The organism is Duganella paludis, from assembly GCF_054461335.1.
Map to the genome: position 1 here is coordinate 3923182 of NZ_CM136922.1, position 12670 is coordinate 3935851.

General features: G+C 63.8%; 13 protein-coding genes. All 13 read left to right on the plus strand.

All coding sequences use genetic code 11. From position 1 onward, the window contains the following. Positions 1–189 precede the first annotated feature (189 nt). The 13 genes from ACXZ1M_RS17325 to ACXZ1M_RS17385 all read left to right on the plus strand — a co-directional run bounded on the left by ACXZ1M_RS17325 (position 190) and on the right by ACXZ1M_RS17385 (position 12668). Positions 190–936 (plus strand): TorF family putative porin, encoded by a 747-nt coding sequence (locus ACXZ1M_RS17325; RefSeq protein WP_459048894.1) that lies wholly within the window; start codon positions 190–192, stop codon positions 934–936. Between the two features lie 11 nt (positions 937–947). Continuing rightward, positions 948–1286: a P-II family nitrogen regulator gene (locus tag ACXZ1M_RS17330; protein WP_008444920.1), complete on the plus strand. Its 339-nt coding sequence runs from the start codon at positions 948–950 to the stop codon at positions 1284–1286. Between the two features lie 13 nt (positions 1287–1299). Beyond that, positions 1300–2844: an ammonium transporter gene (locus ACXZ1M_RS17335; RefSeq protein ID WP_459048895.1), complete on the plus strand. Its 1545-nt coding sequence runs from the start codon at positions 1300–1302 to the stop codon at positions 2842–2844. Positions 2845–2970: 126 nt separating this feature from the next. Beyond that, the gene (gene gshA, locus ACXZ1M_RS17340; protein ID WP_459048896.1) at positions 2971–4272 is read left to right on the plus strand and encodes a glutamate--cysteine ligase; all 1302 of its coding nucleotides are present in this window, start codon (positions 2971–2973) and stop codon (positions 4270–4272) included. A 29-nt stretch (positions 4273–4301) separates the two neighbouring features. Continuing rightward, positions 4302–5252, plus strand: a complete 951-nt coding sequence (gene gshB, locus ACXZ1M_RS17345; RefSeq protein ID WP_459048897.1) for a glutathione synthase — start codon at positions 4302–4304, stop codon at positions 5250–5252. Between the two features lie 37 nt (positions 5253–5289). Next, positions 5290–5697, plus strand: a complete 408-nt coding sequence (locus tag ACXZ1M_RS17350; protein WP_459048898.1) for a PTS sugar transporter subunit IIA — start codon at positions 5290–5292, stop codon at positions 5695–5697. A 42-nt stretch (positions 5698–5739) separates the two neighbouring features. Further along, complete coding sequence (locus tag ACXZ1M_RS17355; RefSeq protein ID WP_092279464.1) at positions 5740–6009, plus strand: HPr family phosphocarrier protein; 270 nt, start codon at positions 5740–5742, stop codon at positions 6007–6009. Positions 6010–6053: 44 nt separating this feature from the next. Further along, positions 6054–7799, plus strand: a complete 1746-nt coding sequence (ptsP, locus tag ACXZ1M_RS17360) for a phosphoenolpyruvate--protein phosphotransferase (RefSeq protein ID WP_459054036.1) — start codon at positions 6054–6056, stop codon at positions 7797–7799. 77 nt (positions 7800–7876) lie between these two features. Then, positions 7877–9046, plus strand: coding sequence for a homoserine O-succinyltransferase MetX (gene metX, locus ACXZ1M_RS17365; RefSeq protein ID WP_459048899.1), 1170 nt, complete (start codon positions 7877–7879; stop codon positions 9044–9046). Continuing rightward, a complete protein-coding gene (gene metW / locus ACXZ1M_RS17370) occupies positions 9043–9645 on the plus strand; it encodes a methionine biosynthesis protein MetW (RefSeq protein WP_373990457.1) in 603 nt (200 codons plus the stop codon). Before metX ends, metW begins: the two co-directional genes overlap by 4 nt. A gap of 6 nt (positions 9646–9651) precedes the next feature. Beyond that, complete coding sequence (locus tag ACXZ1M_RS17375) at positions 9652–10899, plus strand: AmpG family muropeptide MFS transporter (RefSeq protein WP_459048900.1); 1248 nt, start codon at positions 9652–9654, stop codon at positions 10897–10899. Then, positions 10886–11767, plus strand: a complete 882-nt coding sequence (locus ACXZ1M_RS17380) for a M48 family metallopeptidase (RefSeq protein ID WP_459048901.1) — start codon at positions 10886–10888, stop codon at positions 11765–11767. The genes ACXZ1M_RS17375 and ACXZ1M_RS17380 overlap by 14 nt, the downstream gene beginning before the upstream one ends. Position 11768: 1 nt before the next feature. Beyond that, positions 11769–12668 carry a pseudouridine synthase gene (locus tag ACXZ1M_RS17385; RefSeq protein ID WP_459048902.1) on the plus strand — a complete coding sequence of 300 codons (900 nt, stop codon included), beginning with the start codon at positions 11769–11771 and terminating at the stop codon, positions 12666–12668. The last annotated feature ends 2 nt before the right edge of the window (positions 12669–12670 follow it).

A 12670-nucleotide genomic window follows, 5' to 3' on the forward strand; every position in this document is an offset into this window, starting at 1 on the left:
GTGCGAAACCGCCGAAATCCCTCTTCACGCTCGTGACGATTCTCACTTTGGGGCGATGCCGCCCGTTGTCAACCATGATACGGCACCTGACGGCCGGACAACATTAGCTGGCACACATTCTGCTAAAGAAGGCTATGACAGAATTTTAAACCGCAACTGCTAATGAAGTTCAACTCTAGGAAAACAATTATGAAAATGGCCAAGAACCTTACCCTGATCGCTGCGTTGACCTTAGCATTCGCGTCCATGGCGCAGGCCCAGGAAGCGGCACCCGCTCCTGAAGCCAAACCCGATAACGAAGTCAGCTACAACGTTGCCTTCGTCAGCGATTACCGTTACCGCGGTATCTCGCAAACTCGCCTGAAGCCAGCCCTGCAAGGCGGCGCGGATTACGTGAACAACCCGACCGGCTTCTACGCCGGCACCTGGCTGACCAACATCAAGTGGGTCAAGGACGGCGGCGGCGACGGCTCGGTCGAATGGGACATCTACGCCGGCAAGCGCGGCGCCATCAGCGATGTCATCAGCTACGACGTCGGCGGCCTGTACTACTACTACCCGTCGAACAAGCTGAGCCCAAGCGCCAACACCTTCGAATTGTACGGCCAGCTCAGCGCCGGCCCGTTCTCGCTCAAATACTCGCGCTCGACCACCAACCTGTTCGGCTTCGCCGACAGCAAGAACTCGGGCTATATCGACGCCCAGATCAACCAGGAAGTGGCCGATGGCTACGTCATCAACCTGCACCTGGGTCGCCAGAACGTGAAGAACAACGACGCCGCCAGCTACAACGATTACAAGATCGGCGTCACCAAAGATTTCGGCGTAGTGAGTGTTTCCTTGGCGGCGGTCTCTGCAAACACGAATGCCTACACCGGAAAAGGGAAAGACCTGGGTAAAACCGGCGCCGTCCTGACCATTTCCAAAATCTTCTAAGCGAGGCCAGTATGAAAATGATTACCGCCATTATCAAGCCGTTCAAGCTTGACGAGGTGCGTGAAGCGCTCTCGGCGATTAACGTGCAGGGCATCACCGTGACCGAAGTCAAAGGCTTCGGCCGTCAGAAGGGCCACACCGAGCTGTATCGCGGTGCCGAGTATGTCGTCGACTTCCTGCCCAAGACCAAGATCGAAGCGGCCGTGGACGACTCCATCGTCGAGCAGGCGATCGAAGCGATCGAAGGCGCCGCCCGCACCGGCAAGATCGGCGACGGCAAGATCTTCGTGTACAACCTGGAACAAGTGATCCGCATTCGTACCGGTGAAACCGGCAACGAAGCTCTCTAAGAGGACGATGAGAATGAAGAAAACTATAACAAGCTTGCTAGCTGGGGTATCCATCCTGTTTGCGCTGGCCGCACCTGTGTACGCCCAAGACGCCAAGCCGGCGGAAGCCCCAGCCGCTGCTGCCACCGCGCCAGCCGCCGCTGCTCCTGAAGCGCCTGCCGCCGCCCCGGCCGCCGCCGCTCCAGCTGCCGCCGCGCCAGCCGAAGCCGCGCCCGCCGCGCCTGCGCCGACACCGCAAAAGGGCGACACCGCCTGGATGATGGTCTCGACCCTGCTGGTAATCCTGATGACGATACCCGGCCTGGCGCTGTTCTACGGCGGCCTGGTCCGCTCCAAGAACATGCTGTCGATCCTGATGCAAGTGTTCATGGTGTTCGCCCTGATCATCGTGCTGTGGTGCATCTACGGTTACTCGCTGGCTTTCACCGAAGGCAATGCCTTCTTCGGCAACCTGCATGACCGCACCTTCCTGAACAACATCTGGGATCCGGCCAAGGGCGCGTTCGCCTACGCCGCCACCTTCAGCAAGGGCGTGGTGATTCCGGAGTTCGTGTTCGTGGCCTTCCAGGGCACGTTCGCGGCGATCACCTGCGGCCTGATCATCGGCGCCTTCGCCGAGCGCGCCAAGTTCACCGCCGTGCTGGCCTTCATCGTGATCTGGTTCACCTTCGCCTACCTGCCGATGGCCCACATGGTCTGGTTCTGGACCGGCCCTGACGCGATCAAGGATGCCGCCACCCTGGCCACCGAAACCGCCAAAGCCGGCTTCCTGTTCCAAAAAGGCGCGCTGGACTTCGCCGGCGGCACCGTGGTGCACATCAACGCCGCAGTGGCCGGCCTGGTGGGCGCCTTCATGATCGGCAAACGCGTCGGCTACGGCCGCGAATCGATGGCGCCGCACTCGGTGACCATGACCATGATCGGCGCGTCGCTGCTGTGGGTCGGCTGGTTCGGTTTCAACGCCGGTTCGTCGCTGGAAGCGGGCGACATCGCTGGCCTGGCCTTCATCAACACCCTGCTGGCGACCGCTGCCGCGACCGTGGCCTGGGTCTTCGCTGAATGGATCTTCAAAGGCAAACCATCGATGCTGGGCGGCGCTTCGGGCGCAGTGGCTGGCCTGGTGGCCATCACCCCGGCCTGCGGCTTCGTCGGCCCGATGGGCGCCCTGATCATCGGCCTGCTGGCCGGCGTAATCTGCCTGTGGGGCGTGAACGGTCTGAAACGCCTGCTGGGCGCGGACGACTCGCTGGACGTATTCGGCGTGCACGGCGTCGGCGGCATCCTGGGCGCGATCCTGACCGGTGTGTTCGCTGCACCGTCGCTGGGCGGCCAGGGCATCTTCGACTACGTTGCCAACAAGGCATCGCCTGACTACTCGATCGCTGCGCAAGTGATGGTGCAGGCGACCGGCGTCGGCGTCACCATCCTGTGGTCGGCCGTGGTCTCGGTCATCGCCTACAAGCTGGTCGACATCGTCATCGGCCTGCGCGTACCGGAAGAAGAAGAGCGCGAAGGCCTGGACATCACCACCCACGGCGAGTCGGCCTACCACGCTTAATCTAATTCCTAATTAACAACGTTGCATCCGAAAAGCGCCCCCCGGGGCGCTTTTTTTATTGCCTGCCTTTAAAATAGGGGATTCGCCCTCATTTGGCATAGTCCGCACGGTAATAAGGATGTACACATGGTTCCCCACCTCGTCACGGCCCTGAGCGGACCCCTGCTCGACCTGGAAGAAAAAATCCTGGCCGCCACCCCCGCCATCGAGCGCTGGTTCCGCCTCGAATGGCAGGAACACACCCCGCCGTTTTATTGCTCGGTCGATATGCGGAACGCCGGCTACAAGCTGGCGCCGGTGGACACCAATCTGTTCCCCGGCGGCTTCAACATGCTGGCCACCGAAATGCTGCCGCTGTCGGTGCAGGCCGCCATGGCCGCGATCGACAAGTATTGTCCTGACGCCCGCAACCTGCTGCTGATCCCGGAAATCACCCAGCGCCACCCGACCTACTGGCAAAACGTCGCCCGCCTGATGCAGATCTTCCGCCAGACCGGCCTGCACGTGCGTCTCGGCTCGCTGTCGCCGGAAGTCACCCAGCCGACCCCGCTGCCTCTGCCGGACGGCAATATGCTGGTGGTCGAACCGCTGGTGCGCTCGCCCAACGGCCGCCGCGTCGGCCTCAAGGACTTCGATCCGTGCACGATTTTGCTCAACAACGACCTGTCGGCCGGCATCCCCGACATCCTGCAAAACATCCACGAGCAAAGCCTGCTGCCGCCGCTGCACGCCGGCTGGGCGCTGCGCCGCAAGAGCAACCACCTGAACGCCTACGATGAAGTGGTGAAAAAGTTCGGCAAGCTGATCGGCGTCGACCCGTGGATGCTCAACCCCTTCCACGCCAAGTGCGACGCCGTCAACTTCCGCACCGGCGAAGGCTACGAATGCCTGGCCGCCAACGTCGACACGCTGCTGGCCAAGATCAAGAAAAAGTACAAGGAATACGGCATCAAGGACCACAAGCCGTTCGTGATCGTCAAGCCCGACGCCGGCACCTACGGCACCAGCATCCTGACCATCAAGGATTCCAGCGAGATCAAGGACCTGACCCAGGCCCAGCGCGACAAGATGATTGTCATCAAGGATGGCAAGGAAGTGACCGACTTCATCATCCAGGAAGGCGTGCCGACCTTCGAGAGCATCGACAGCGCGGTGGCCGAGCCGGTGGTGTACATGATCGACCGCTACGTGGTGGGCGGCTTCTACCGCGTGCACGCCGAAAAGGGCGTCGACCAGAACCTCAACGCACCCGGCTCGCAGTACGTGCCGCTGGCGTTCGCCCAGCAGCACGCGGTGCCGGACCTCAAGGCCAAGCCGGGCACGGCGGCGCCGAACCGCTTCTACGTCTATGGCGTGGTGGCGCGACTGGCGCTGCTGGCGGCCTCGCTGGAAATGGAACGCACTGATCCGAATCCGGAAGTGTACTAAAATCCATCATTACCTCTACTGGACGCTTCATGAAAATCGCCTTCCTCGCCGACCCGCTGTCGAGCTTCAAGACCTACAAGGACTCCACCTACGCCATGATGGTGGAAGCCGGCCGGCGCGGTCACACCGTCTACGCCTTCGAACAGAAGGACATGGCGGTCGAGCAGGGCGTGGTGACGGCCAAGGTGGCCGCAGTCACCCTCACCGGCGACAGCAACGACTGGTACCGCGCCGGCGCGCCGGCCGAAACCAACCTCGGCGAATTCGACGCCATCATCCAGCGCAAGGATCCGCCGTTCGACATGGAGTACGTGTACGGCACCTACCTGCTGGAACTGGCCGAAAAGCAGGGCGCCATGGTGTTCAACAAGCCGTCCGCGATCCGCGACCACAATGAAAAACTGGCCATCACCCAGTTCAGCCAGTTCACCTCGCCGACCCTGGTGACGGCCGACGAAGCGCGCATCCGCGCCTTCCAGCAGCAGCACGGCGACATCATCCTCAAGCCGCTGGACGGCATGGGCGGCGCCGGCATCTTCCGCGTTACGCCGGACGGCATGAACCTCGGCTCCATCATCGAAACCCTGACCCGCCACGGCCAGGAAACCATCATGGTCCAGCGCTACATCCCGGACATCGTCAAGGGCGACAAGCGCATCCTGGTGATCGGCGGCAAGCCGGTGCCGTACGCGCTGGCGCGCATCCCGCAGAACGGCGAAGTGCGCGGCAACCTGGCGGCCGGCGGCATCGGCGTGGCCCAGCCGCTCACCGAGCGCGACTATGAAATCGCCAACGCCCTCGGCCCGATATTGGCCGCACGCGGCCTGTTGCTGGTAGGATTAGACGTGATTGGTGATTTTTTAACGGAGGTAAACGTCACCAGCCCGACCTGCTTCCAGGAGATCACGCAGCAAGCCGGCTTCCCGGTGGCGGCGACTTTCATCGATGCGGTCGAGGCGGCGGTGGCCCTGGGACGATGACAAGAATTTATTCATTACTCACTGGCGGTTTAACCATATGGTAGGCATACTGCTTATGACGCACGCCCCGCTGGGCGCGGCCTTTCTGGCCGCCTGCGCCCACGTGTTCCGTGGCCCGACCGAGCACTTGGAAGCGATCGACGTGATCGCCGACCAGGACCTCGGCCAGGTCCAGGAGCTGGCGGCGGCGGCGATCAAGCGTCTCGACAGCGGCGACGGTGTGCTGGTCATCACCGACGTCAAGGGCGGCACGCCCGCCAATTGCTGCAACCGGCTGGCCGACGCGGGCCGGGTGGAGGTCATCGCGGGCATCAGTTTGCCGATGCTGCTGCGCGCCATCACCTACCGCCGCGACACGTTGGATGTGGTGGTCGAGATGGCCCTGGCCGGCGCGCAAAGTGGAGCAGTGCGCGTCGACAACCGGATCCGCGTCGGGGAAGCCTGACGCCTTTTTTGCGATGCGCACACTGATTGAGAAAAAAGAAAAATGATTCAGCAAGAACTTGAAATTATCAACAAGCTTGGACTGCATGCGCGTGCCTCCGCCAAATTCACCCAACTGGCAGCAAAATACAAAAGCGATGTCTGGCTGACGCGCAACGCGCGCCGCATCAACGCCAAATCCATCATGGGCGTGATGATGCTGGCCGCCGGCAAGGGCGCCAAAGTCCTGCTGGAGGCCGACGGCGACGACGAAGGCGATTGCATCGCCGCCCTGAGCGCCCTGGTCAACGACAAGTTCGGCGAAGGCGAGTAATGCCTGCGGAACGCAACCGCCCCCGCTTCCCCGCAGGCCAGCCCATGGCCTCGTTCACCCTGCATGGCATCCCGGTCTCGCGCGGCATCGCCATCGGCCGCGCCCACCTGCTGGCGCCGGCCGCGCTCGACGTCAAGCACTACCTGGTGGCCGAAGAGCAGGTCGAGGCCGAAGTGGCGCGCCTGCAGCAGGCGCTGGCCCAGGTCCACAAGGAGCTGCAAACCCTGTGGAACGAGCTGCCGAAGGACGCGCCGACCGAGCTGGGCGCCTTCATCGACGTCCACGCCCTGATCCTGTCCGACCCGATGATCTCGGAAGCGCCGCTCGACATCATCCGCACCCGCCACTACAACGCCGAATGGGCGCTGCTGACCCAGATCGACGAGCTGTCGGCGCAGTTCGACGAAATCGAAGACCTGTACCTGCGCGAGCGCAAGGCCGACATCCAGCAGGTGGCCGAGCGCGTGCTCAAGGTCCTGCTGGGCACCGAGCAAATCCTGCCCAAGGCCAGCGGCGGCGAGGATGAAGCGCAGCCGCAGATGATCATCGTCGCCCACGACATCTCGCCGGCCGACATGCTGCAGTTCCGCGACCGCTCCTTCATCGGCTTCGTCACCGACGTCGGCGGCCAGAACTCGCACACCGCCATCGTCGCCCGTTCGCTCGACATCCCGGCGGCGGTCGGCATGTCCGGCGCCTCCACCCTGATCGAGCAGGACGACTGGCTGATCATCGACGGCGACGCCGGCGTGGTGATCGCCAATCCGAGCGCGCTGGTGCTGGAGCAGTACCGCGAACGCCAGAACGCCGCCGCGCGCGCCCGCAAGAAGCTGCAGAAGCTGAAAAAGACCCCGGCCATCACCAAGGACGGCACCCAGATCACGCTGCTGGCCAACATCGAACTGCCGGACGACTGCCCGGCCGCGATGGAGGCCGGCGCCAACGGCGTCGGCCTGTTCCGCTCCGAATTCCTGTTCATGGGCCGCAACAGCAAGATCCCGTCCGAGGACGAGCAGTTCGAGCAGTACAAGAAAGCCGTGGTGGCGATGAAGGGCCGCCCGGTCACCATCCGCACGCTCGACATCGGCGCCGACAAGCCGCTCGACCAGAGCGAGCAGACCGCGCTCAATCCGGCGCTGGGCCTGCGCGCGATCCGCTACTGCCTGGCCGAGCCGCAGATCTTCCTGACCCAGCTGCGCGCCATCCTGCGTGCCTCGGCCTTCGGCAAGGTGCGCATCCTGATCCCGATGCTGGCGCACGCCTTCGAGATCGACCAGTCGCTGGCCATGGTGGCGCAGGCCAAGGCCGAACTGCGCGAGAAAAACATCAAGTTCGACGACAGCGTCGACGTCGGCGCCATGATCGAAATCCCGGCGGCGGCGCTGGCCCTGCCCATGTTCGTCAAGCGCATGGACTTCCTGTCGATCGGCACCAATGACCTGATCCAGTACACGCTGGCGATCGACCGGGTTGATTATGAGGTCGCACACCTTTACAATCCGCTGCATCCGGCTGTGCTGCAATTGATCTCGATGACGATTGCGGCCGGGCATAAAGCCGGGATCGACGTCGCCGTGTGCGGCGAAATGGCCGGCGACGTCAAGCTGACGCGCCTGCTGCTGGGCATGGGGCTGCGGGAATTCTCCATGCATCCGGCCCAACTGCTCTCGGTCAAGCAGGAAATCCTGAACAGCGACCTGGCGCGCATCATGCCGCAGACGCGCAAGATCATGCGCTCGATGGAACCCAACGTAATTGCAGACGCGGTCGAACAATTACAGTTGATGTGAACTGGCGGGACCCACCATTCGCGGTCCCGCCTTGATAGATGGCCCGTGGGGCCGCCCCAATAAAAACTAAATCAACGATGTCATCCCTGGGATACGTTAAGCCGCAAACCATGCATTTTGCCGAGCCGCTGGTTCTGCAAAGCGGCGCGTCGCTGCGCGACTATATGCTGATGTACGAAACCTACGGCACCCTGAACGCCGACAAATCCAACGCGGTGCTGGTCTGCCACGCACTGAACGCCTCGCACCACGTGGCCGGCGAATACGAAGGCCAGCCGAAAAGCACCGGCTGGTGGGACAATATGGTCGGTCCGGGCAAGCCGCTCGACACCGACAAGTTCTTCGTCATCGGCGTCAACAACCTCGGCTCCTGCTTCGGCTCGACCGGCCCGATGCACACCAATCCGGCCACCGGCAAGCCCTATGGCGCGGCCTTCCCGGTGGTGACGGTGGAAGACTGGGTCAGCGCCCAGGCGCGCCTGGCCGACGCCTTGGGCATCCGGCAGTTCGCCGCCATCATGGGCGGTTCGCTGGGCGGCATGCAGGCGCTGTCGTGGTCCATCAACTACCCGGACCGCCTGCGCCACTGCGTGGTGATCGCCTCGACCGCCAAGCTGTCGGCGCAGAACATCGCCTTCAACGACGTCGCCCGCCAGGCCATCCTGTCCGATCCCGACTACCACGGCGGCGACTTCTACGCCCACGGCGTGGTACCGAAGAACGGCCTGCGCGTGGCGCGCATGGTCGGCCACATCACCTACCTGTCGGACGACGACATGGCCGAGAAGTTCGGCCGCAAGCTGCGCGCCGCTGTGGACGGCGCCGACGGGCAGGCCGCCAATGGTGAGTACAAGTTCGGCTTCGGCGTCGACTTCGAGATCGAATCCTACCTGCGCTACCAGGGCGACAAGTTCAGCGAATACTTCGACGCCAACACCTACCTGTTGATCACCAAGGCATTGGACTACTTCGACCCGGCCCGCCTGCACAACGGCGACCTGGCCAAAACGCTGGCCGGCACCCGGGCCAAGTTCTTCCTGGCCTCCTTCACCACCGACTGGCGCTTCTCGCCGGAGCGCAGCCAGGAGATCGTGCAGGCGTTGATCAGCAACCGCCGCCAGGTCACCTACGCCGAGATCGACGCGCCGCACGGCCACGACGCCTTCCTGCTGGAAGACCCGCGCTACATGAACATGGTGCGCGCCTACTATGGCCAGGTGTGGAAAGAGATCGGAGAGACAGCATGAACTTCAACGAATTGAGCGCGGCGCGGCCGGACCTGGCCTTCATCGCCCACTGGATCGGCAACCAGGCCCATGTGCTGGACGTCGGCTGCGGCGACGGCGTGATGATGGACTATCTGCAAAGCGACAAGCAATGCAGCGGCTACGGCATCGAAATCGCCGACGACAAGGTCCTGGCCAGCACCCAGCGCGGCGTGCAGGTGGTGCAGCAGGACATGGAGAAGGGCCTCGGCCTGTTCGGCGACAACAGCTTCGACACGGTGCTGTGCCTGTCCTCGCTGCAGATGATGCAGCACGTGGAAGCGCTGCTGCGCGACATCGTCCGCGTCGGCAAGGAAGCCATCGTCTCCTTCCCCAACTTCGCCTACTGGCCGCACCGCGTGGCCTTGCTCAAGGGCCGCATGCCGGTGTCGGAATCGCTGCCCTACGAGTGGTACGACACGCCCAACGTGCGCTGCGCCACCATCACCGATTTCCGCGACCTGGCGGTCGAATGCGGGCTGGAAGTGATGGAATGTGTAGCGCTGGCCGAGGGCAAGCGTGTATCCTTCCTGCCTAACCTGCGCGGCGATCTCGCCGTGTTCCGACTACGAAAAAAATAAACCTCAATGAGCGACACCCGGCCCTGGCATAGCTACATCAACGGACGCACCGTTTCCATCCTGTTCCTGGGCTTCAGTTCCGGGCTGCCGCTCTACACGCTGATCTACCTGATGCAGGCCTGGCTGGCCAAGTCGGGGCTGGACGTCAAGGCGCTGGGCCTGTTCGGGCTGGCGATGTTCCCCTACACCTTCAAGTTCCTGTGGGCGCCGCTGATGGACCGCTACAGCATCGGCCCGCTGGGCCGGCGCCGTGGCTGGATGGCGTTGACGCAGCTGGCGCTGTTCGTCTTCATCGGCGGCCTGGGCATGCTCGACCCGAAGCTGGAGCTGTCGCTGATCGCGGTCACGGTGTTCGTGATCGCCTTCCTGTCGGCCAGCCAGGACGTGGTGATCGACGCCTACCGCCGCGAGATCCTGGCCGAGGAAGAGCAGGGCCTGGGCGCGGCCATCGTCGTCAACGCCTACAAGGCGGCCAGCCTGATCCCCAGCGCGCTGGGCCTGGTGATGGCCGACAGCCAGCCGTGGCAAATCGTGTTCTGGACCGTGGCCGCCTTCATGCTGCCGGGCTTCATCTGCACGCTGCTGGCGAAAGAACCGGTGGTGTACGGCGAGCCGCCGAAGAACCTGCAGGAGGCGGTGGTGCTGCCGTTCCAGGAATTCGTGCGGCGCGACGGTATGAAGCAGGCGCTGTTCATCATCGCCTTCGTGCTGCTGTACAAAATCGGCGACACCATGACCACCGCGTTGTCGACCAAGTTCTTCCTCGACATCGGCTTTTCCACCAAGGACATCGGCCTGGCGGCCAACGCCACCGGCTGGTGGGCCAGCCTGGCCGGCGGCGCCGTCGGCGGCATCTGGATGATCAAGCTGGGCATCAACCGCGCGCTGTGGGTGTTCGGCGTGCTGCAGGCGATCGCCATCCTGGGCTTCGCCTGGCTGGCGCAGGTGGGGCCGGACCGGCTGCTGCTGAGCGCCGTGTTCGGCTTCGAAGCCTTCGCCAGCCTGGGGCTGGGCTCGGCGGCGCTGGTGGCCTTCATGTCGCGCGCCACCGATCCGCGTTACACCGCCACCCAATATGCGCTGTTTTCCAGCCTGGCTGCGGTGCCGCGCACATTCATTAATTCTTCGGTGGGGTATATTGTTGCTGAAACTGGATGGTTCTGGTTCTTTATCGTGTGCTTTATCCTGGCGTTTCCGGCCATGATGATGCTGCCGAAAATCGCACCATGGAATAGTAGAAATGAAAAAGCTTAAATTGAAGAGTGTTCTGTTGGCGGTGGTGCTGTGCACCAGCGCGCTGTCGCTGCACGCCCAGAACGACGGCATTCCCGTCACCAGCATGTCGCGCCTGCGCGGCCTGGGCGGCGACGCGGCACAGTTCGACCAGCAATCGAAGCTGCAATACAACCAGATGCTGAGCGAGGCGCACAAAAAGGACGCCGTCGCCACCGAGCGCAATCCGCAGCTGATCCGCCTGCGCGCCATCGCCAAGCGCCTGATCCCCTACACCGCGCGCTGGAATCCGGACGCCGCCAAATGGCAGTGGGAAGTCAACCTGCTCAATTCGCCGACCGTCAACGCCTTCTGCATGCCGGGTGGTCGCATCGCCTTCTACAACGGCATCCTGACCAAGCTGAATCTGACCGACGACGAAGTGGCGATGGTGATGGGCCACGAAATCGCCCACGCGCTGCGCGAGCACGCGCGCGAGCAGGCCGGCAAGAACACCGCCACCTCGCTGGTGGCGCGCCTCGCCGGCGCCGCCGGCGCGGCCTACTTCGGGCTCGATCCGCGCCTGGGCGACGCGGTCGGCGGCGGCGCCGCCAAGGTGGCCTCGCTCAGCTACTCGCGCAGCGACGAAACCGAGGCCGACCTGGTCGGCATGGACCTGGCCGCGCGCGCCGGCTTCGACCCGCGCGCCGGCATCGCGCTGTGGGAGAAGATGGGCGCCGTCAATACCGCGCAACCGATGCCCTTCCTGTCGACCCACCCGACCGGCAAGAACCGCATCAACGAAATGAACAAGAATATGCACCTGGTGCTGCCGGTGTTCGCCCGCGCCAAGGGCCTGGACGCCAACAGGCTGCCGCCCTACCATTCGCTGGCGCTGCCACGCTCCTGACATGCAGCCTGCAACGCCCCGTGCTCCGCTGCCGATGCGCGACGGTGTCGCGCCCAGCTATCTGTATCTGCCGGAAGGGCAGTGGCCGGACCTGATCACCTTTCTGGTGGCGCGCTTTCCCGATGTGGCGGAAGCGTCGTGGCGCCAGCGCATGGCGCGCAATGAAGTGGTGGACGGCGACGGCAAGGTGCTGGCGCCGCACAGCGCGTTCAAGCGCGGCCTGCGCATCTTCTACTACCGCGAGCTGGAGGCCGAGACGCCGATCCCGTTCCAGGAGGAGATCCTGTACATGGACCAGCACCTGGTGGTGGTCGACAAGCCGCACTTCCTGCCGGTGATTCCGACCGGCCGCTTCCTGCACGAGACGCTGCTGGTGCGCCTGCGCAAAGCGCTGGGCGAAGAAGACCTGGTGCCGATCCACCGGCTGGACCGGGAGACCGCCGGCGTGGTGATTTTCTCGCGCAATGCCGCCAGCCGTGGCGTCTACCAGTCGATGTTCCAGAAACGCGTGATCGACAAGGAATACGAAGCGCTGGCGCCGCGCCTGGAAGGCGTGACCTTCCCGTTCACCTACCGCAGCCGCATGGTCGAGGGCGACAAATTCTTCGTCATGAAGGAAGAGCCGGGCGAGCCGAATTCGGAAACGCTGATCGACGTCATCGAGCAGCGCGGCGCGCTGGCCTTGTACCGCCTGTATCCGCACACGGGGCGCCAGCACCAGCTGCGCGTGCACCTGTCCGCGCTCGGCATCCCGATCGTCAACGACGCCTTCTATCCGGTGGCGCTGCCGTGCAAGCAGGACGACGTCTCGCAGCCCCTGCAGCTGCTGGCGCGCGCCGTCAGCTTCATCGATCCGCTCAACGGCGACTGGCGCGAGTTCCGCTCGCGCCGCGCGCTGTGAGG

Excerpts from the sequence above, each read along its gene's own strand:
- ACXZ1M_RS17325 (WP_459048894.1), top strand. The coding sequence starts at position 190 with ATGAAAATGGCCAAGAACCTTACCCTGATCGCTGCGTTGACCTTAGCA.
- ACXZ1M_RS17330 (WP_008444920.1), top strand. The coding sequence starts at position 948 with ATGAAAATGATTACCGCCATTATCAAGCCGTTCAAGCTTGACGAGGTG.
- ACXZ1M_RS17335 (WP_459048895.1), top strand. The coding sequence starts at position 1,300 with ATGAAGAAAACTATAACAAGCTTGCTAGCTGGGGTATCCATCCTGTTT.
- gshA (WP_459048896.1), top strand. The coding sequence starts at position 2,971 with ATGGTTCCCCACCTCGTCACGGCCCTGAGCGGACCCCTGCTCGACCTG.
- gshB (WP_459048897.1), top strand. The coding sequence starts at position 4,302 with ATGAAAATCGCCTTCCTCGCCGACCCGCTGTCGAGCTTCAAGACCTAC.
- ACXZ1M_RS17350 (WP_459048898.1), top strand. The coding sequence starts at position 5,290 with ATGGTAGGCATACTGCTTATGACGCACGCCCCGCTGGGCGCGGCCTTT.
- ACXZ1M_RS17355 (WP_092279464.1), top strand. The coding sequence starts at position 5,740 with ATGATTCAGCAAGAACTTGAAATTATCAACAAGCTTGGACTGCATGCG.
- ptsP (WP_459054036.1), top strand. The coding sequence starts at position 6,054 with ATGGCCTCGTTCACCCTGCATGGCATCCCGGTCTCGCGCGGCATCGCC.
- metX (WP_459048899.1), top strand. The coding sequence starts at position 7,877 with ATGTCATCCCTGGGATACGTTAAGCCGCAAACCATGCATTTTGCCGAG.
- metW (WP_373990457.1), top strand. The coding sequence starts at position 9,043 with ATGAACTTCAACGAATTGAGCGCGGCGCGGCCGGACCTGGCCTTCATC.
- ACXZ1M_RS17375 (WP_459048900.1), top strand. The coding sequence starts at position 9,652 with ATGAGCGACACCCGGCCCTGGCATAGCTACATCAACGGACGCACCGTT.
- ACXZ1M_RS17380 (WP_459048901.1), top strand. The coding sequence starts at position 10,886 with ATGAAAAAGCTTAAATTGAAGAGTGTTCTGTTGGCGGTGGTGCTGTGC.
- ACXZ1M_RS17385 (WP_459048902.1), top strand. The coding sequence starts at position 11,769 with ATGCAGCCTGCAACGCCCCGTGCTCCGCTGCCGATGCGCGACGGTGTC.